General features: G+C 71.5%; 21 protein-coding genes. All 21 read left to right on the forward strand.

Features of this window, described 5'->3' with window-relative positions; genetic code table 11:
* Positions 1-8 precede the first annotated feature (8 nt).
* The 21 genes from IT347_00815 to IT347_00915 all read left to right on the forward strand — a co-directional run bounded on the left by IT347_00815 (position 9) and on the right by IT347_00915 (position 18,221).
* Positions 9-476, forward strand: a complete 468-nt coding sequence (locus tag IT347_00815) for a hypothetical protein (protein MCC6348119.1) — start codon at positions 9-11, stop codon at positions 474-476.
* The gene (locus tag IT347_00820) at positions 463-774 is read left to right on the forward strand and encodes a hypothetical protein (GenBank protein ID MCC6348120.1); all 312 of its coding nucleotides are present in this window, start codon (positions 463-465) and stop codon (positions 772-774) included. Before IT347_00815 ends, IT347_00820 begins: the two co-directional genes overlap by 14 nt.
* Entirely contained in the window at positions 771-2,591 is a 1,821-nt protein-coding gene (locus IT347_00825) for a glutamate mutase L (GenBank protein ID MCC6348121.1), read from the forward strand. The genes IT347_00820 and IT347_00825 overlap by 4 nt, the downstream gene beginning before the upstream one ends.
* Positions 2,592-3,716 (forward strand): hypothetical protein, encoded by a 1,125-nt coding sequence (locus tag IT347_00830; GenBank protein MCC6348122.1) that lies wholly within the window; start codon positions 2,592-2,594, stop codon positions 3,714-3,716.
* Between the two features lie 118 nt (positions 3,717-3,834).
* Positions 3,835-5,034, forward strand: coding sequence for a fibronectin type III domain-containing protein (locus IT347_00835; protein MCC6348123.1), 1,200 nt, complete (start codon positions 3,835-3,837; stop codon positions 5,032-5,034).
* A 9-nt stretch (positions 5,035-5,043) separates the two neighbouring features.
* The gene (locus IT347_00840) at positions 5,044-5,724 is read left to right on the forward strand and encodes a hypothetical protein (GenBank protein MCC6348124.1); all 681 of its coding nucleotides are present in this window, start codon (positions 5,044-5,046) and stop codon (positions 5,722-5,724) included.
* Positions 5,725-5,726: 2 nt separating this feature from the next.
* A complete protein-coding gene (locus tag IT347_00845; protein MCC6348125.1) occupies positions 5,727-6,566 on the forward strand; it encodes a hypothetical protein in 840 nt (279 codons plus the stop codon).
* The gene (locus IT347_00850) at positions 6,563-7,237 is read left to right on the forward strand and encodes a hypothetical protein (protein ID MCC6348126.1); all 675 of its coding nucleotides are present in this window, start codon (positions 6,563-6,565) and stop codon (positions 7,235-7,237) included. The genes IT347_00845 and IT347_00850 overlap by 4 nt, the downstream gene beginning before the upstream one ends.
* 57 nt (positions 7,238-7,294) lie before the next feature.
* Positions 7,295-8,077 (forward strand): hypothetical protein, encoded by a 783-nt coding sequence (locus tag IT347_00855; protein ID MCC6348127.1) that lies wholly within the window; start codon positions 7,295-7,297, stop codon positions 8,075-8,077.
* 134 nt (positions 8,078-8,211) lie between these two features.
* A complete protein-coding gene (locus IT347_00860; GenBank protein ID MCC6348128.1) occupies positions 8,212-10,038 on the forward strand; it encodes an ABC transporter substrate-binding protein in 1,827 nt (608 codons plus the stop codon).
* A 7-nt stretch (positions 10,039-10,045) separates the two neighbouring features.
* Positions 10,046-11,014, forward strand: coding sequence for an ABC transporter permease (locus tag IT347_00865; protein ID MCC6348129.1), 969 nt, complete (start codon positions 10,046-10,048; stop codon positions 11,012-11,014).
* On the forward strand, positions 11,007-12,125 hold the full coding sequence (locus IT347_00870) for an ABC transporter permease (GenBank protein MCC6348130.1): 1,119 nt from the start codon (positions 11,007-11,009) through the stop codon (positions 12,123-12,125). The genes IT347_00865 and IT347_00870 overlap by 8 nt, the downstream gene beginning before the upstream one ends.
* Positions 12,122-13,153, forward strand: coding sequence for an ABC transporter ATP-binding protein (locus tag IT347_00875; GenBank protein MCC6348131.1), 1,032 nt, complete (start codon positions 12,122-12,124; stop codon positions 13,151-13,153). Before IT347_00870 ends, IT347_00875 begins: the two co-directional genes overlap by 4 nt.
* A gap of 32 nt (positions 13,154-13,185) precedes the next feature.
* On the forward strand, positions 13,186-14,130 hold the full coding sequence (locus IT347_00880; GenBank protein ID MCC6348132.1) for an ATP-binding cassette domain-containing protein: 945 nt from the start codon (positions 13,186-13,188) through the stop codon (positions 14,128-14,130).
* Between the two features lie 636 nt (positions 14,131-14,766).
* Entirely contained in the window at positions 14,767-15,060 is a 294-nt protein-coding gene (locus IT347_00885; GenBank protein ID MCC6348133.1) for a BMC domain-containing protein, read from the forward strand.
* A 46-nt stretch (positions 15,061-15,106) separates the two neighbouring features.
* Complete coding sequence (gene eutM, locus IT347_00890; protein ID MCC6348134.1) at positions 15,107-15,406, forward strand: ethanolamine utilization microcompartment protein EutM; 300 nt, start codon at positions 15,107-15,109, stop codon at positions 15,404-15,406.
* A 2-nt stretch (positions 15,407-15,408) separates the two neighbouring features.
* Positions 15,409-15,714 (forward strand): EutN/CcmL family microcompartment protein, encoded by a 306-nt coding sequence (locus IT347_00895; protein MCC6348135.1) that lies wholly within the window; start codon positions 15,409-15,411, stop codon positions 15,712-15,714.
* A 5-nt stretch (positions 15,715-15,719) separates the two neighbouring features.
* Entirely contained in the window at positions 15,720-17,129 is a 1,410-nt protein-coding gene (locus tag IT347_00900; GenBank protein MCC6348136.1) for an aldehyde dehydrogenase EutE, read from the forward strand.
* Complete coding sequence (locus IT347_00905; protein MCC6348137.1) at positions 17,126-17,680, forward strand: BMC domain-containing protein; 555 nt, start codon at positions 17,126-17,128, stop codon at positions 17,678-17,680. Before IT347_00900 ends, IT347_00905 begins: the two co-directional genes overlap by 4 nt.
* Positions 17,677-17,949 carry a EutN/CcmL family microcompartment protein gene (locus IT347_00910; protein ID MCC6348138.1) on the forward strand — a complete coding sequence of 91 codons (273 nt, stop codon included), beginning with the start codon at positions 17,677-17,679 and terminating at the stop codon, positions 17,947-17,949. The genes IT347_00905 and IT347_00910 overlap by 4 nt, the downstream gene beginning before the upstream one ends.
* Entirely contained in the window at positions 17,949-18,221 is a 273-nt protein-coding gene (locus IT347_00915) for a EutN/CcmL family microcompartment protein (GenBank protein ID MCC6348139.1), read from the forward strand. The genes IT347_00910 and IT347_00915 overlap by 1 nt, the downstream gene beginning before the upstream one ends.
* Positions 18,222-18,295 lie beyond the last annotated feature (74 nt).

Below are 18,295 nucleotides of genomic sequence, written 5' to 3' on the forward strand. Positions count from 1 at the left end.
GATCGAACGTGAACGCGGCGCTGCCGGCGGAGCTCGAACCCGTCGCCGCGCCGGTGCGGACGGCGGCGGCATGGACGTACGACCCGTGGCGCGAACGGCCGCGAGTCGCCGCGCTCGCGCTCGCCGGCGCGCTCGGGCTGTGCGCGCTGGTGGTCTCGGCGCGCGAGCCGTTTCTCGTCGTCGCCGGCCTGTGCGCGTTCTGCATCGCCGCGTTCGCGCCCGCCCTCGCTCCGACCGAGGTGCGTCTCGACGGCGACGCCGTGGCGGCCCGATCGCTGTTCGGCTGGCAGCGTCGCCGCTGGGCGTCCGTGCGGCGCGTGGACGTGCTTCCGGCGGCGGTCCTGCTCTCGCCGTTCGCCGAACGCCGCTGGCTGGACCGGACCCGGGGCCTCGTCCTGCCCCTGCCGGCCGAGGGCAGGGCGGAGCGGATCGCCCTCATCCGCTCTCTGCAGGAGGCGGCGATTGGCCGACCGTGAGGAAGTCGCGGCCCCCGACGCGGCCCTGCTCGATCGGCTGGCCGTCCGGATCGTCGAGTTGCGGCTCGAGACCCCGGCGATGCTGACGATCGAAACGGCGCGTCCGCTGTCGCTCGTCGCGGGACAGGCCATGCTCTTCTTCGAGCCCATCGTCCAGGCGCTGTTCCGTCTTCCGGACTACCGTCGCTACTCCGAGCTGGTCGGCCGTCGCGAGTGCCTCGCGCACCTCGCGGACCGGATCGAGCATCATGCCGCGGGCCGCCAGGCGCCTCGCGGTCCGGCCGGGAGACCCACATGAGCGGTGACATCCGGTCGATTCTCGCGACCGACTGCGGCTCGACCACGACCAAGGCGATCCTCATCGAGCGGGAGGCCGACGGTTTCCGGCTCAAGACGCGGGGTGAGGCTCCGACCACCGTGGAGGCGCCGTTCGAGGACGTGACGCGCGGCGTGCTGAACGCCGTCCGCGAGGTCGAGGAGCTTCGCGGACGGCCGTTGCTCGACGGCGAGCGCATCCGCACGCCGCAGCAGGGAGAGGCCGGCGTGGACCTCTACGTCTCGACGTCGAGCGCCGGCGGCGGGCTGCAGATGATGGTCTCGGGGCTGGTGCTGCAGATGACGGGCGAGAGCGCGCAGCGTGCCGCGCTCGGCGCGGGCGCGATCGTGATGGACGTGATGGCGCTGAACGACGGGCGCCGGCCGCACGAGAAGATCCGCCGCCTCCGTCAGCTGCGACCCGACATGATCCTGCTCTCCGGCGGGACCGACGGCGGCGACGTCCGCCGGGTCGCGGAGATGGCCGAGCTGCTCGCCGCGGCCGATCCCAAGGCGCGCCTCGGCGCCGGATACGAGCTGCCGGTGGTCTTCGCCGGGAATCGCGACGCGGCGGCGACCGTCGCATCGAGCCTCGGGTCGCGCGTCGCCCTTTCGACCGTTCCCAACCTGAGGCCGACGCTGGAGCGCGAGAACCTCGGACCGGCCCGCGACGCGATCCACGAACTGTTCATGGAACACGTCATGGCGCACGCGCCCGGCTACAAGAAGCTCATGACCTGGACGGCCGTGCCGATCATGCCCACTCCCGGGGCCGTGGGCCTCATCATCGAGAAGATCGCACGGCGCGACCGCCGCTCGGTGCTGGGCGTGGACATCGGCGGCGCGACCACCGACATCTTCTCGGTGTTCGACGATCCGGGCGGCGCCGGGCCGGTGTTCAACCGCACGGTCTCGGCCAACCTGGGAATGAGCTACTCGATCTCGAACGTCATGGCGGAGGCGGGGCTGGACGGCATCCTGCGCTGGGTGCCGTTCCCCGTGGACGAAGTCGAGCTGCGAAACCGGATCAAGAACAAGATGATCCGTCCCACCACCATCCCGCAGTCCCTCGAGGACCTCGTCCTCGAGCAGGCCATCTGCCGCGAGGCCCTGCGGCTGTCCTTCGAGCAGCATCGCGCGCTCGCGGTCGGGCTCAAGGGACGCCAGCAGGCCCGCGACATCTCGGATGCGCTCGAGCAGTCGGCGAGCGGCGCCTCGCTCGTGGACCTGATGGCCCTCGGCCTGCTGGTCGGCTCGGGCGGGGTGCTCTCGCACGCGCCGCGGCGCGCGCAGGCGATGCTGATGATGATCGACGCGTTCCTGCCCGAGGGTGTCACGGCGCTCGCGGTGGACAGCATCTTCATGACCCCGCAGCTGGGAGTGCTCTCGACCGTTCACGAGGAGGCGGCCGCCCAGGTCTTCGAACGGGACTGCCTCGTCCACCTCGGCGCGTGCGTCGCCCCGATGGGGCCGGGACGAGCCGGCCATGCCTGCATGAGCGTCGAGCTGACGCCCGAGCGGGGCGCCCCGGCACGACACGCCGTGACCTACGGCGAGTTCACGCTCGTGCCCGTTCCGCAGGGCGGGCGGGTGCGGCTGGAGGTGCGGCCGGAACGCGGCTTCGACGTCGGGGCGGGGCGCGGCAAGCCGCTGCAGACGGAAGTGGAAGCGGGTGTCGTGGGCATCGTTCTGGACGCGCGCGGGCGCCGGCCCTTCACGCTGCCGGAGGACGCCGCCGCGCGCATCGCCAAACTGCGCGAGTGGAACCGGGCGATGTCCCTGTACCCGCGGGAGGTCTGAGTGTCGCATTCCTACACGCCCGGGCTCCGGGTCACGGCGCAGGCCCGCGTGCGGCGCGAACGGCGCCTGCCGCTGCGCGGCGAGGTGCTGCTGGAGCGCGGCGCACGCGTGACGCCCGAGACCGTGGTCGCGCGAACCGAGCTTCCCGGCAACGTCCAAACGGTGAACCTCGCGGCCGGCCTGGGAGTCGAGCCGGCGCGCGCGGCGGAAGCGCTGCTGGTTCCGGTCGGCTCGGCCGTGCGAAAGGGGGACGGGATCGCGCGGGCCTCGACGATGTTCGGGCTCGTGCAGAACCGCGTCGAGGCCCCGGCCGACGGCGTGATCGAGAGCCTCTCTCCGGTGACGGGGCAGCTGATCCTGCGCGAGCCGCCGATCCCGGTCGAGGTCAACGCGTACGTCGCCGGCACGGTGGCCGAGGTGCTGCCGGGTGAAGGCGTCGTCGTCGAGACGGAAGGGGCGTTCCTGCAGGGCATCTTCGGGGTCGGCGGCGAGACCTCCGGGCCGATCGCCTGCGCGGTCGCCGGGCCGGACGCGGAGCTGCGGACCCCGGACCTGCGCGCCGAACACCGCGGATGCGTGGTCGTGGGTGGCGCGTGGGTCAGCCACGACACGCTGATGCAGGCCCGCGAGTTCGGCGTCCGGGCGGTGGTGGTCGGCGGCTTCGACGATGCGGACCTGCGCCGGCTGCTCGGACGCGATCTGGGCGTGGCGATCACCGGCTCGGAGGAGATCGGCCTGACGCTCGTCATCACGGAGGGCTTCGGCCGCATCCCGATGGCGGCGCGGACGTGGGACCTGCTCTCGGAGCGACAGGGCGAGACGGCGTCGGTGAGCGGCGCCACGCAGATTCGCGCCGGCGTCCAGCGGCCCGAAATCCTGGTGCCCCGCGCCGGCGGAGCGCCCGCGCCCTCCGAATCGGCCGAGGACGGCGGGCTCGACATCGGCTCTCCGGTTCGCGTCATTCGCGCGCCCCATTTCGGGCGGCTCGGAAAGGTGTGTGAGCTGCCGGCCGCGCTCCAGCCGCTCGAGACGGAGGCGCTCGCGCGCGTGCTGGTGGTCGAGTTCGCGGACGGCTCGGGACGCGCGACGGTGCCGCGCGCCAACGTGGAGCGGCTCGCGCCGTGAACCGCACGCGCACCCGAAACGACGCGCGATTCGTTGACGTGCCCGCGGAGCGGTTGCTAGTTTCGCCGCCGTGGGCGCGCAGCTCGTGCGCGGAATGCTGGTCACGAACGGAGATCGGTTGAGCCACCTCGACGCCTCACGAGGTCCGGCGCGGGCGGGAGTCGCGCTCGCGATCCTGCTGTCGTTCGCGCCGCGGCACGCGGCCGCGGCCACCGCCGCGCCGGACACGCCGGCGCCGCCGGCGGCGCCCGCGGGCCTGGTCTTCGAGGACGTTCCGAACGACGCGGGCCGGGAAATGGACCTGCGCTGGACGCTGTCGCCCGACGACACGTCCGGTGGACGGCGGGTGACGGGATACCTGCTGCTGCGCGCGGCGACTCCGGGGGGCCCGTGGGCCGTCGTGGACTCGGTCGGAGCGGGCGTGCACGAACACCGCGACGGCACGTTGCACCGGGACTCGAGCTATTTCTATCGCGTCGCCGCCGTCGGGCCGGGGGGCCGCACGCTCGCCGGCGCCGCCGCGGGCCCCGCCATCGCGCGGGCCGCCTGGTTCAATTCGACGCGGGGCAGCGTGCTCGCGTTCATGGCGCTGTTCTTCCTGCTGGTGCTCTACTACATGTACATGGCGCAGTCGGGACGCAAACCGTTCGTGCGCCGGCTGGCGGGTATTGACGCGATCGAGGAGGCGATCGGGCGGGCGACCGAGATGGGCCGGCCGGTGCTCTACGTGCCGGGCATCCAGGACATCGACGAGATGCAGACGGTCGCCAGCCTCATCATCCTGGAGAGCGTCGCGCGCATCACCGCCCGCTACGAGACGCCGATCCGCGTTCCGGTCGCCTACCCGATTCCCTTCACGATCGCGCAGGAGATGGTGCGCAGCGGACACATCAATGCCGGACGGCCCGAGACCTTCGACGCGAAGAGCGTGAGTTTCGTCTCGCCGGAACAGTTCGCCTACGTCGCCTCGCTGACGGGCATCATGCTGCGCGACCGCCCCGCCGCGCACCTCTTCCTGGGCTCCTTCTACGCCGAATCGCTGATGCTCGCCGAGACCGGCTTCTCGACGGGCGCCATCCAGGTCGCCGGAACCGCGAACGTGCACCAGCTGCCGTTCTTCGTCGTGGCCTGCGACTACACGCTGATCGGCGAGGAGCTGTTCGCGGCCAGCGCCTACCTGTCCGGCGAGGCGCGCCTGGTGGGCGGGCTCAAGGGCGCCGACATGCTGAAAGTCGCGATCGTGGTGGTCGTGATCGTCGGCTGCGTCCTCGAAACCATGGGCGTCCACGGGCTCACCCGCTGGATGCAGACGCAATAGGAGCGGCCCATGAAGCGCGAGATCCCGCTGTTCCTGACCGCCGTGATCGGGGCCGTGATGGTTCTCGGCTTCTTCATGCCGCACCCGTGGATCAGCGTTCCCGCCGACTTCCTGCAGCAGAGCGCGGTGATCGTCGTGGCGTTCGGCTACGTGCTCGGCGGCGCCAATCTGCTGCGTGTCCATCTCGAGGCCATTTCGCGCCGTGAGCGCGACTGGCCCTACCGGATCGTGCTCGTCGCCGGACTGCTGGGCACGGTTTCGGTCGGACTGTTCGTGGACGGACCGGGGTTCCAGGCGCAGGGCGCGCGAACGATGTGGATCTACAACAACATCTATGCGCCGATGAACGCGACGATGTTCTCGCTGCTCGCCTTCTTCATCGCCTCGGCGGCCTTCCGGGCGTTCCGCATCCGCACGATCGAGGCGGGCCTGCTGGCGGTCGCGGCCCTCGTCGTGATGCTCGGACGCGTCCCGCTCGGGGACTTCCTCGCGCGACCGTTGACGGACCACGCGTGGGTGCCCGCGTGGTTGCGTGAGGCGCCGCTCGGCACGATCCAGCAGTGGATCATGGACGTGCCGCAGAACGCCGCGAAGCGGGCGATCCTGATCGGCGCGGCGATGGGCGTGATGGCGACCGGCCTGAGGGTCATCCTGGGCATCGAGCGGGCGTACCTGGGCGGGGGGGAGTAGAGGTGAACTGGCGCTCGCTCGAGAAGCTGGACCGTCGCTGGCTGTTCCTCGCCATGGCGCTGCTCGTGGCCGGGCCCCTGCTGTGGCCGGTGGGCCTGCCGATCGTGGTGTCGAGCCCCGTGCAGCGCTTTCACGACGCGATCGCGGCGGTGCCCGACGGTTCCCCGGTGCTGGTGCCCTGCGACTTCGATCCCGGCAGCCGGCCCGAGCTGATTCCGATGATGAAGACGGTGCTGCGGCAGCTGTTCGACAAGAAGTGCCGCCCGATCGTGACCTGCTTGTGGCCCGGCGGCCCGGCGCTCGTGGACCAGACGCTCGAAAGCGTCGCGGACGAGTACCGCGCCCGCGGCGTGCCACTCGAAAGCGGCGTGGACTACCTGGACCTCGGCTACAAGTCGGGGAACGAGGCGGTGATGGTGCTGATGGGGCAGGGAATCGCGAGGGCGTTCCCGCGCGACCTGCGCGGCCGCGAGACGCGCTCGCTGCCGATCCTGCGGGACGTGGGCGACTATTCGAGCATTCCGCTGCTGGTCAGCATCTCGGGCGGCTATCCCGGCACGAAGGAGTGGGTGCAGCAGGTCAACGCGCGATTCCACCTGCCGATGGTCTCCGGCTGCACGGCGGTGAGCGCGCCCGAGTACTACCCGTACCTTCAGTCCGGCCAGCTGCGCGGCCTGCTCGGCGGCATGGCCGGCGCGGCGGAGTACGAAAAGTTGCGCGGCGAAAAGGGCTCCGCGACCCGGGGCATGGACGCGCAGTCGCTGGCGCACGTGTTCATCGCCCTGTGCATCGTGCTCGGCAACGTCGTCCAGTGGCGGCGCGGGACGGGGGGGCGTTCATGATCGTGTCCCACGACCTCGGCGTCTGGCTGGCGGCGCTGCTCACGCTGTTCATCTTCTCGTTCCTCTACCGCGACAATCCGCTCTACAAGTTCGCCGAGCACCTGTTCGTCGGCGTCTCCGCCGGCTACTACGTCGTGATCAACTACTGGACGGTGATCGATTCGAACCTGATCCAGCCGCTGCGGGCGGCGTTCGGCGGACATCCGGAGGGCGGCCCGTGGCACGCGAGTCTCGGGGATTACCGCGGCTGGCTCGTCCTTCCCGGTATTCTCGGCGTGCTGCTGCTGACGCGCATGATCGGCAGGATCAGCTGGGCCTCGCGCTGGGCGCTGGCCGTCATCATCGGCGTGTACGCGGGCCTGAAGACCACGGGCTTCGCGCAGGGCGACCTGGTCGCGCAGGTGCAGGCCAGCCTGAACCCGCTGTTGATCCCCGGCGACCTGTGGGCGAGCTTCAATGCCCTGTTGTTCACCGTCGGTCTGCTCTCGAGCCTGCTCTACTTCTTCTACAGCCGCGAGCACCGCGGAGCGCTCGGCTGGACCTCGAAGATCGGCATCTGGTTCCTGATGGTCTCCTTCGGAGCCGGCTACGGCTACACGGTCATGTCGAGGGTGTCGCTGCTCATCGGCCGCTTCCAGTTCCTGTTCGAGGACTGGCTCCACCTTCGCTGATCGGGCCGGGTCGGGGCGCGGATTCCGACGGGCCAGGCGATGTCTCGGGGAGGCGGCATGATCCTGTGGTGCGATGGCGCGCACGCTCCGGCCGAGAACATGCGGCGCGACGCGGCTCTCCTGGCCCGCGCCGTCACGGCACCGCCCGGGGAGCCCGCGGTCCTGCGCGTGTTCCGCTTCTCGCCCGCCGGGATCACGCTCGGGGCCAACCAGCGCCCGGATCGCGAGCTCGACCTGGATCGCCTCGCCGCGGCCGGCGTTCCATGGGTCGTTCGCCCGACCGGAGGCCGGGCGATCTGGCACGACGAGGAGTGGACCTTCTCGCTCAGCGCCCGCCTGGGCCGGGGCGCCTGGGCCGCCGATGCCGCGGCCGCCTACGCGCGAACCGCGACCCTGCTGGCCGCCGCGTTCCGGTCGCTCGGGGTGCCGGCCGAGTGCTCGCCGGGCTCGCCGCGAGGCGCGGGACCGCCGCGGGCTCCGGGCGGACCGGCCGCCCCGTGCTTCGCCTCGGCGGCGCGCCACGAGCTGACGATTTCCGGCCGCAAGTTCGGCGGCATCGCGCAGCGCTTCCAGGGCGACGCCCTGCTGCAGCAGGGGAGCCTGCTGCTCGGACCGTCCCACCTGCGGATCGCGGACTGTCTGCGGCTCGCCGAGGCCGACCGCGCTCGCGTGCGGACGGCGCTGGCCGCAAGTACGGCGCACGCGGGCGCCTGGCTCGCGGCCGACACTCCGCTCCAGCGCCTCGCGGACGCGCTGGGGGCGCTGATTCCGGGCGCCGCGCACGTGCGCGGCGCGGAGGGTCTCGCGCTTCCAGGCCCGGAGGCTCCGGCCGCCCCGTGAGGAGTCCGGCGGGTTTCCGGCGCGAAGCCCGGTGGCCCGGCCACTGGATCCGGACGGGTTCCCACGCGGGCCCGGGCTTCCTATACTCGGCGCGCGCCGCGTTGCGGCGCACGACCGGAGGAAGGAGAGGACGCATGCGGCGGCACGGCTGGTCGCTCGCGACGCTGCTGCTGGTGACACTGGCGGGCGGATGCGGTGGCCCCGTCACGCGGGAGGCCTGGGTGGACCGCGTGCCGCTGCCCGCGGACACGATGGTCACGCCGATGGCTCGCACCGGCGTTCATGGCGGCCGTTTCCGCATGGGGGTTTCCTCGGCGCCGCGGACCTTCAACCCGGTGGTGGCGAACGAGGCCTCTTCGAACGAGGTCTGTGGAAAGCTCTACACGTCGCTCACCGACGTGGACTACATCACGGGCGACGACATCGCGCTGGTGGCGAAGTCGTGGGAGTTCAGTCCCGACGAGCGCACCGTCACCTTTCACCTCCGGCACGGCCTGCGCTTCAGCGACGGACAGCCGCTCACCTCGGCCGACGTCCTGTTCAGCTTCGACGTCTACATGGACGACTCGCTGCGCTCGGCCGCGCAGGAAGCCCTGACCTGGCGGGACTCGCTCACCGGCGAGCGCCACAAGTTCAGCTACGCCGCCCCCGATTCCTACACGTTCCAGGTCACCGGCCCGCGGCCGTATTCGCTCATGCTGGCCGCGACCGGTTCGATCCGCATCCTGCCGCGACACGTGCTCGAGGCGCCGTTCCGTTCGGGTGGGTTCGCCTCCGCCTACAACATCGACACGCCCGCGGCGAAGCTGGTGACCAGCGGGCCATGGCGGCTTCGGCAGTTCGTTCCGGGCGAGAAGGTCGAGCTGGAGCGCAACCCTTACTGGTTCGGGGTGGATGCGAACGGCGGCCGGCTGCCGTATCTCGACGCCCTCGTGTACCTGGTCACGAAGGACCAGGACAACGCCGCGCTCAGGTTCGAGGCCGGCGAGATCGACGCGCTCGACAACCTGCGCCCGGCGGATTACCCGGGCCTCGAGAAGGGGCAGGCGCGCGGCGGCTACCGCCTCTACGAGCTGGGGCCGTCGTACAACACCAACTTCATGTGGTTCAACCTCAACCCTTCGCCGGGCGCGATGCCGGGGCGCCGGCCCGGCGAGCCGGCGGTGGGCGCGGTCAAGTACGCATGGTTCTCGAACGCGGACTTCCGGCGCGCGATTTCGAAAGCCATCGATCGGGACGCGTTGATCGCCGGCCCCCTGCACGGCTTCGGATACCGCAACTGGAGCACCATGACGCCCGGCAACGCGAAGTGGTTCGACTCGACGCTGGTGGGGGTGGACGACGACCCGGCCGGTGCGGCGCGCCTGCTGGCCGGGCTCGGGATGAAGGATCGTGACGGCGACGGCCAGCTCGAGGACGCGGGCGGCCACCCCGTCGCCTTCGACATCACGACCAACGCCGACAACCCGTGGCGGCAGGAAATGGTGAACCTGATCCGCGACGACCTGGCGAAGGTCGGAATCCAGGTCACTCTCGTGCCCCTCGATTTCAACACTCTGATCACCCGCTACCGTCGCGACTTCCGCTACGACGTGATGCTGCTCGGGCAGGGCTCGGCGGTGCCGGCCGATCCCGGCATGGGGCAGAACGTCTGGCGCTCCTCCGGGGCGACGCACTACTGGCGCGTCCGCTCTCCCCGGCCCGGTTCCCCCGAGGAGGCCCGCGTGGACGCGCTGATGCAGCGCGTCGTCTACACGCGCGACGTCGCGGCGCGCAAGGCCGCGTGGCACGAGCTGATGCAGATCGTCAACGACCAGTGCTGGCTGATCTGGCTGCCGATCATGGACCTGCGGATCCCGGTGCGCGACCGGTTCGCGAACGTCGCCCCGAGCCCGATGCCGCCGCGCGTGCTGTGGAACGCGGAACGCATCTTCGTCCGCCCCGGGACCGGGAGGCGCTGAGCGGGCGATGCGCGCCTTCATCGCCCGCCGTCTGCTGCAGCTGGTCCCGTTGCTGCTCGGGATCTCGGCGCTGACGTTCCTGCTGCTGCAGCTCGCGCCCGGGGACTTTCTCGCCACGATGGCGGAGAACCCGCAGGTTCCGGCGGAAGCGCTCGAGCAGATGCGGCGGGGTTTCGGCCTCGACCAGCCCTGGTACGTCCAGTACGGCCTCTACCTCAGGAACGTCTTCCTGCATTTCGACTTCGGCTACTCCTTCGCCTACCGCCTTCCCGTCTTCAGCGTGCTCGGCAAGGGAGTCCTCAACACCCTGCTGCTCGCCTCGGCGGCGATGGTCGTGACCTGGGGCCTGGCGATTCCGTTCGGCGTCCTCGCCGCCGTGCGTCAGCATCGCTGGCAGGACCGGACGCTGTCGGTGGCGGCGTTCGTCTCGTTGTCGGTGCCCGAGCTGCTCTCCGGCATGCTCCTGCTCATGCTCGCGGCGAACACCGGCTGGTTTCCCGTCGGCAACATGCACTCGGACGACGCGGCGGACCTGGGAGCGATCGCGCGCGCCCTGGACGTGGCGCGGCACCTCGTCCTGCCGGCGCTGGTCGTCGGGCTGGTTCCGTTCGCGAGCCGCATGCGGCAGATGCGCGCGAGCCTGCTCGACGTGCTGAAACTCGACTACGTGACGACGGCGCGGGCCAAGGGACTGTCCGAATCGCGGGTGGTGACCCACCACGCCCTGCGCAACGCCCTGAACCCGATGATCACCCTGTTCGGCTTCACGCTCGGCTCGCTGCTCTCCGGTTCGTTCGTCGCCGAGACCATCTTCTCGTGGCCCGGAATCGGGACGATCACGCTGGAAGCCATCCGCACCGAGGACCAGTACCTCGTGATGGGCGCGGTGCTGGTGGCCGCGACGGTGCTGGTGCTGGGCAACCTCGCCGCCGACCTGCTGCTGGCGGCGGCGGACCCGAGGATCTCGCATGACTGACGTCGCGCACGAGGTGGGGGCGGAGGTCCGGGTGGCCCCGCGGTCGCGCGCCTGGCACCGGTTCCGGAGCAGCCCGCTGTCGGTGGCGGGCATGGGCCTGCTGGCGCTGCTCTACGCGGCGGCGTTGCTGGCGCCGTTCCTCGCCCCGTACGGCGAGAACGAGGTGGATCGCGGGCGCTTCTACCATCCGCCGACCCCGGTGCGGTGGATGGACGGGGCCGGCCGGTTCCATCCGGGAGGCTTCGTCCGGGCGACGGTCGCGGACGCCGCGTCTCCCGGAGGGTTCCGCGAGGACCCTGAGCGCGTGGTGCCGCTGCGCTGGTTCGCGCGGGGCGCGTCCTATCGCTGGCTCGGCCTGTTCGCCACCGACCGCCACCTGTTCGGCGTGGACGCGCCCGACCGGGTCTACCTGCTCGGCGCGGACCGGCAGGGGCGCGACCTCCTCTCGCGCGCGCTGTTCGGCGCGCAGGTCTCCTTGACCGTCGGCCTGCTGGGCATCCTGATCTCGTTCTCGATCGGACTGCTCCTGGGTGCGATCTCGGGCTACTTCGGTGGCTGGCCGGACGAGGTCCTGATGCGCTTCACCGAACTGGTGCTGAGCATTCCGGCGCTGTACCTGATCGTCGCGATGCGCGGCGCCTTCCCGACGCACCTGTCCAGCCGCGAAGTCTACCTGGGCATCGTGCTGGTGCTCGCGCTCCTCGGCTGGGCGGCCCTGGCGCGCGTCATTCGCGGCATGGTGCTGGGGCTGCGGCGCGCGGAGTTCGTGCTCGCCGCCGAAGCGCTCGGCGCCGGCAGGCTGCGGATCATCGTCCGTCACATCCTGCCCAACACCGCCTCGTTCGTGATCGTCGCCGCGACCGTGGCCGTGCCCGGCTACATCCTCGGCGAGGTGTTCCTGTCGTTCCTCGGCATGGGCGTGCAGGAGCCGGCGGCCTCGTGGGGCAACATGCTCGGGGACGCGCGCTCGCTGAGCGTGTTGCGCAACTCCCCGTGGATGCTGTACACGCCGGCGGTGGCGATCTTCGTCACCGTCATGGCTTTCAACCTGTTCGGCGACGGTCTGCGCGACGCACTGGACCCGCGCGGCACCAGCGGAGGACGTCCGTGAGGGAACCGCTGCTCGAGGTTCGCGACCTGCGGACGCAGTTCCACACCGAGGACGGCGTGGTTCGCGCCGTGGACGGCGTTTCGTTCACGCTGCATGCCGGCGAGACGCTGGCGGTCGTGGGGGAGTCCGGCAGCGGCAAGAGCGTGACCTCGCTCTCGATCCTGCGGCTCGTGCCCTCGCCGCCCGGCCGCATCACCGGCGGCGAGGTGCGCCTGCGCGGCAGGGACCTGCTGGCCCTTTCGGAGGCCGAGATGCGCGGCGTGCGCGGGCGCGAAATCTCGATGGTCTTCCAGGAGCCGCAGACTTCGCTCAATCCCGTCCACACCTGCGGGGCGCAGGTCGCTGAGGTGATCGAGACGCACGAGCGGCCGGGCCGCCACGAAGCCCGCGCGCGGGCGATCGAGCTGCTGCGGCGCGTCGGCATTCCGGCGCCGGAGCAGAGGGCCGACGAATATCCGCATCAGCTGTCGGGAGGCATGCGCCAGCGGGTGATGATCGCGATGGCGCTGGCCTGCCGGCCGGCGGTGCTGATCGCCGACGAGCCGACGACCGCGCTGGACGTGACGATCCAGGCGCAGATCCTCGAGCTGCTGTCCTCGCTTCGCCGCGAGTTCGGCATGGCGGTACTGCTCATCACCCACGATCTCGGCGTCGTCGCCGGGAACGCCGATCGCGTGGTGGTGATGTACGCCGGACAGGTGGTCGAATCGGCCGCGGTGCGCGATGTGTTCGCGCGGCCGCTGCACCCGTACACGGCGGGCCTGCTCGCCTCGCTTCCGCGGCTCGGCCGCAGGTCCGAGCGGCTCGCGGTGATTCCCGGCGGCGTGCCGGACCCGCTGCGCTTCCCGACGGGCTGCCGCTTCCATCCGCGCTGCCCGCTCGCCGTGGACCGCTGCCGGAGCGAGGCTCCGCCGCTCGTCGCCTTCGAGGGCGAACGCCAGTCGCGCTGCTGGCGCGGCGGGGAGATCGCCGTGGGGACCGTCGCCGCGTGGCCCGCCGCGGCGGAGTCGCCGGGAGCCGGCTCGTGAGCGGCGCCCTGCTCGAAGTCCGCGACCTCAGGATGCATTTCCCGATCCGGCGCGGTCTGTTCGGCCGCGTGCGCGGACACGTGAAGGCCGTGGACGGCGTCAGCTTCACGATCCGGCGCGGCGAGACGCTCGGCCTCGTGGGGGAGAGCGGTTGCGGAAAGACCACGACCGGCCGCGCGATCCTGCGGCTGCTGCAGCCCACCTCGGGCAGCGTGCGCTTCGACGGCGTCGAGCTGACCACCCTTCCGCGCTCCGCGTTGAGGGCGATGCGGCGGCGCATGCAGATCGTTTTCCAGGATCCCTACTCGAGTCTGAATCCGCGGCTGACCGTGGGGGACATGGTCGGCGAGGCGCTGGCGATCCACCGCCTCGCCCGCGGCGCCGCGGCCCGGGTCCGCGTCGCCGAGCTGCTGGAACTGGTGGGCCTGTCGCCCGAGCACGCCCGCCGATATCCGCACGAGTTCTCGGGCGGGCAGCGCCAGCGCATCGGCATCGCGCGCGCGCTGGCCGTGAGCCCCGAACTGCTCGTCCTCGACGAACCCGTCTCGGCGCTCGACGTTTCGATCCAGGCGCAGGTGGTGAACCTGCTCCAGGATCTGCAGCGCCGCCTCGGCCTCACGTACCTGTTCGTGGCGCACGACCTGTCGGTCGTCGAGCACGTCAGCACCCGGGTGGCGGTCATGTACCTCGGGCGCATCGTCGAGATCGCCGGCCGTGACGAGCTGTACGCCCGCCCGCTGCATCCGTACACGCAGTCGCTGCTCTCGGCGGTTCCGATTCCCGACCCGGCGCGCGAGCCGTCGCGGATCGTCCTGAAGGGCGACGTGCCGAGCCCGGCCAGGCCGCCCTCGGGCTGCGCGTTCCATCCGCGCTGCTTCCTCGCCGAGCGGATGACCGGCCGGGAGCGCTGCGCGGCCGAGACACCGCCCCTGCGCGAGGTCGCGCCCGGCCACTGGGTGGCCTGCCACTTCGCCTGACGCCGCCGGCGGGCTGGTCCGCGCTTCGCGCCCGCTGCCCCGACCGACGGGGGCTTTGCCCCAGCCGGGCCGCCCGGTGCGCGGTTCGGCGCCGCGCCCGCAACGCCGACGCGGGCGAGTCGCAACGCTCGGGCGGTCGCGAAGGCGGTGAAGCGCGGCGAATCCCGCACTCGCGTTCCCATTGGCAATCACATCCGCCCGGCCGGGGGCGCTGGCGCGACCCGGCACCGCGTTTGCAATGAGGCTCCGGTGAAGTTCGGCCGCGAGGCACCGCCGCACGAACGGACGGGTGGACCGCGCTCGAACACAAGGATTGCAGCGAAGTGTTCCCTGTTCGACTCGTGATTGGCAGTTGGTGGGCTGATCCCCCTATCGCGAGCGAAGGAGTCTACCGGACCGCACACGGTCGTTACGGGGAACTTATTGACGGGCCCTGTTGCCTGCGGCGCTATTGGCCTCCGTGCTCGACTCACGCGACCGCGACCCAGGGCCCATGAATCCGACGCCGCGCCCTCCGCTCCGGGGGCGCGGCGTTCGCGTGCGTTCCGCCCCGGGCGTTGACCGCTGCGCGGCCGGGGGTTAGCTTCCGCGCACCCGCGACGGCAGTGCTCGCCGCGGCGGCTGGTACGGAGGCGCATGGAAAGTCCTCGAGCCCGCCGGGCGCTCGGCCTGGTGGAAACACGCGGTTTCACGGCGGCCGTCGAGGCCGCCGACGCCATGGCGAAGGCGGCCCGTGTCGAGATCGTCCGCTACGAGGTGGTGCGCTCCGCGCTGGTCACGATTCTCGTTCGGGGACCCCTGGCCGAAGTCGAGGCCGCCGTGGCGGCGGGCTCGGCCCAGGGCGCGCGGGTGGGCGAGTTGCTGCGCGCCCACGTGATTCCGTCCCCGGCGCCCGATATCGAGTTCATGCTGGAACGGCGCGGCTCCTGACGGGGCTCCGCGCACGCCCGCACCGCTGGACCACACGGAGGGTGCCATGCAGGAAGAGGCTCTTGGCCTGATCGAGACCCGCGGCTTCGTCGCGATGGTCGAAGCGTCCGACGCCATGGTGAAGGCGGCGCGGGTGACGCTCGTTCACTACGAGAAGATCGGTGGCGGTTACGTGACGACCGTGGTTCGCGGCGACGTCGCCGCGGTTCGTGCCGCGACCGAGGCCGGCGCGGCGGCCGCCGCCAAGGTCGGCGAGGTCGTGTCGGTGCACGTCATTCCGCGTCCGCACGGCCAGCTCGAGGACGCGCTGCCCATCCGGCACCCCGAAACCGCGGCCAAGAAGTAGCGATGATTCTCGCGCAGGTGCTCGGCACGGTCGTGTCCACGCGCAAGGACGCCGGACTCTCCGGGCTCAAACTCATGCTCGCGCGCGAGGTGGACGGTCAGTTCAAGCCGGCCGGCAACTTCGTGGTGGCGGTGGACGCCGTGGGAGCCGGGGCGGGCGAGCTGGTGCTGGTCGCGGCCGGCTCCTCGGCGCGCCTGACCGAGGTGACGAAGGACCGGCCGGTGGACCACGTCATCTGCGGGATCGTGGACGCGGTCGAGACGGGCGGCCGTGACGTCTATCTGAAGCGCGCAGGGCTGCCGGGCTGAAGCTCATGTCCCTCGATCCGGCGCGCATCGAGTCCATCGTCGCCGAGGTGCTGGATCGCCTCGACGGCGGCGACGCCGCGGGCGGCGGCGCGCTCGGTATCCACCGCACGCTCGACGAGGCCGTGGCGGCGGCCCGCCGCTCGTTCGCGGCGTTCCGCGAGGTGCCGCTCGAGACGCGCGACCGGATCATCGCCTCGATCCGCAGGACGATGCTCGCCAGCCTCGAGACGCTTTCGAAGCTGGCGGTGAGCGAGACCGGACTCGGGCGGGTCGAGGACAAGATCCTCAAGAACCGCCTCGTCACCGAGAAGACTCCGGGCATCGAGGACCTGGTGCCGGAGGTTCGCACCGGCGACCACGGCCTGACGCTGTTCGAGCGCGCCCCCTACGGGCCGCTGGCGGTCATCACGCCGGTCACGAACCCGTCCGAGACGATCATCTGCAACGGCATCGGCATGATCGCCGGCGGCAACACCGCGGTGTTCTGCCCGCACCCGAGCGCGCGCAAGGTCTCGTCGGCGACGATCGACCTGTTCAACCGCGCCGCGCGCCGCGGCGGAGCGCCCGAGCCGCTCCTGCACTCGATCGAGGAGCCGACGATCGAGGTCGCGCAGGCCCTGCTGCGCTACCCCGGCATCCGGCTCAACGTCGTGACCGGAGGGCCGGGCGTGGTCCGGGAGGCGATGGCCTCGGGCAAGAAGTCCATCTGCGCCGGACCGGGCAACCCGCCCTCGGTCGTGGACGAGACCGCCGACCTCGAGCAGGCGGCGCGCGACCTCGTCATGGGCGCCTCGCTCGACAACAACATCATCTGCACGGACGAAAAGGAGATCGTCTGCGTCTCGATCGTCGCCGACCGGCTGAAGGAAGCGATGGGCCGCGCCGGCGCGATCGTGCTGCCGCCGCACCAGGTCGAGACGCTGCGCCGGCTCGTGCTCGAGTACGAGAAGGGGCCGCGCAAGCACGCCGGTGTGAACAAGAAGTACGTGGGCAGGAACGTGGACGTGATCCTGCGCGAAGCCGGCATCTCCTGCGATCCCTCGCGCCGGCTGGCGTTGTGCGAGGTGGACGGCGACCATCCGTTCCTGTGGACCGAACTGATGATGCCGGTGCTGCCGCTGGTCCGCGTGCGCAACGTGGACGAGGCGATCGAGTTCGCCGTCGAGGTCGAGCACGGCTTCCGGCACACGGCCTCGATGCACTCGCGCAACATCGACAAGCTCTCGAAGATGGCGCGCGCCTGCGACTGCTCCATCTTCGTCAAGAACGGCCCGAACGCCTCGGGGCTCGGCTGGAACGGCGAAGGTCCGACCAGTTTCACCATCGCGAGCCCGACCGGCGAGGGCATGACCACGGCGCGCAGCTTCACGCGGCTGCGCCGCTGCAGCCTCGTGGACCGGTTCCGGATCGTATGAACCCCGTCGCCATCGCCGCGGTCGAGACCTCGAGCATCGCCCAGGGCGTGGTCACGGCCGACGGCATGCTCAAGCAGGCCGAGGTCGAACTGCTGCAGTCCACGACGCTGAGCCCGGGCCGCTACTGGGTGCTGATTGGCGGCGAGGTGGCGGCGGTGCGCTCGGCGCACGGGCGCGGCGTCGAACTGGCCGCCGAGACGCTGCTCGACCAGCTGTTCCTGCCGCAGCTGCACGCCGGGGTGCTTCCCGCCCTGCGGGGAGTCGTGCCGACGGGGCTCGAGGATTCCCTGGGCCTGCTCGAAACCCTGACCGCGGCCTCGGCGATCGTCGCGGCCGACGTCGCGGCCAAGGCGGCGAACGTGACGATCCGCGACCTTCGCCTCGCGAACGGCATCGGTGGCAAGGGCGTTGTGACGCTGTCGGGCGCGGTGAGCGACGTCCAGGCGGCGGTGGAGGCGGGGCGCGCCGACGCGCTGCGCCGCGGCCTGCTCGCCCGCGCCGTCGTCATCCCGCGGCTCGATCCGCAGTTGCGCGGCCGGCTGGGCGGATGAACTTCGCGCGCGTCACCGGCACGGTGGTCTGCACCGAGAAGGTCGGGGCCTGGCGCGGCGCGCGGCTGCTGCTGCTCGAACCCTGCGATTCCGGCGGAGCGTCCGTCGGAGCGCGGCCTCTCGCGGCGGTGGATCTGGTCTCGGCGGCGCCGGGGCAGCTGGTCTTCTACGTGCGAGGACGCGAGGCGGCGGTGGCGCTGCAGGATCCGGAGAACCCGGCCGACGCCGCGATCGTCGGGATCGTGGATTCGGTCCGCGAGGCTCGCTGATGTTCCTCGCGCGCGTCGTGGGCGAGGTCGTGGCCACGGTCAAGCACGCGCACCTGTCCGCGCAGCGCCTGCTGCTCGTTCGACCGGAGCAAACTCCCGGCCGGCCCCAGCCGGCGACCGTCATCGCCGTGGACACGGTGGACGCCGGTCCCGGCGACCGCGTGCTCGTGGCCGACGAGGGAAACGCCGCGGCGCAGGTGCTCGGCAAGCCGCGCGGCCCGGTGCGCACCGTGATCGTCGGGGTCGTGGACGAGACGGACCTGCCGACCTGAGGGCGGCCGCGGAGTTCCGGCTTTACCGCGGGGCGGCTTCCCGCGTATTTTCTGGACCGTGTTTCGCGGAGGTC

It is taken from the genome of Candidatus Eisenbacteria bacterium, from assembly GCA_020847735.1.
Lineage (GTDB): Bacteria > Eisenbacteria > RBG-16-71-46 > RBG-16-71-46 > RBG-16-71-46 > CAIXRL01.

What these genes read in the sequence shown, in the direction of transcription:
- IT347_00825 (MCC6348121.1), top strand. Translation starts at nt 771, where the DNA reads ATGAGCGGTGACATCCGGTCGATTCTCGCGACCGACTGCGGCTCGACC.
- IT347_00840 (MCC6348124.1), top strand. Translation starts at nt 5,044, where the DNA reads ATGAAGCGCGAGATCCCGCTGTTCCTGACCGCCGTGATCGGGGCCGTG.
- IT347_00850 (MCC6348126.1), top strand. Translation starts at nt 6,563, where the DNA reads ATGATCGTGTCCCACGACCTCGGCGTCTGGCTGGCGGCGCTGCTCACG.
- IT347_00855 (MCC6348127.1), top strand. Translation starts at nt 7,295, where the DNA reads ATGATCCTGTGGTGCGATGGCGCGCACGCTCCGGCCGAGAACATGCGG.
- IT347_00860 (MCC6348128.1), top strand. Translation starts at nt 8,212, where the DNA reads ATGCGGCGGCACGGCTGGTCGCTCGCGACGCTGCTGCTGGTGACACTG.
- IT347_00865 (MCC6348129.1), top strand. Translation starts at nt 10,046, where the DNA reads ATGCGCGCCTTCATCGCCCGCCGTCTGCTGCAGCTGGTCCCGTTGCTG.
- IT347_00870 (MCC6348130.1), top strand. Translation starts at nt 11,007, where the DNA reads ATGACTGACGTCGCGCACGAGGTGGGGGCGGAGGTCCGGGTGGCCCCG.
- IT347_00880 (MCC6348132.1), top strand. Translation starts at nt 13,186, where the DNA reads ATGCATTTCCCGATCCGGCGCGGTCTGTTCGGCCGCGTGCGCGGACAC.
- IT347_00885 (MCC6348133.1), top strand. Translation starts at nt 14,767, where the DNA reads ATGGAAAGTCCTCGAGCCCGCCGGGCGCTCGGCCTGGTGGAAACACGC.
- eutM (MCC6348134.1), top strand. Translation starts at nt 15,107, where the DNA reads ATGCAGGAAGAGGCTCTTGGCCTGATCGAGACCCGCGGCTTCGTCGCG.
- IT347_00895 (MCC6348135.1), top strand. Translation starts at nt 15,409, where the DNA reads ATGATTCTCGCGCAGGTGCTCGGCACGGTCGTGTCCACGCGCAAGGAC.
- IT347_00900 (MCC6348136.1), top strand. Translation starts at nt 15,720, where the DNA reads ATGTCCCTCGATCCGGCGCGCATCGAGTCCATCGTCGCCGAGGTGCTG.
- IT347_00905 (MCC6348137.1), top strand. Translation starts at nt 17,126, where the DNA reads ATGAACCCCGTCGCCATCGCCGCGGTCGAGACCTCGAGCATCGCCCAG.
- IT347_00910 (MCC6348138.1), top strand. Translation starts at nt 17,677, where the DNA reads ATGAACTTCGCGCGCGTCACCGGCACGGTGGTCTGCACCGAGAAGGTC.
- IT347_00915 (MCC6348139.1), top strand. Translation starts at nt 17,949, where the DNA reads ATGTTCCTCGCGCGCGTCGTGGGCGAGGTCGTGGCCACGGTCAAGCAC.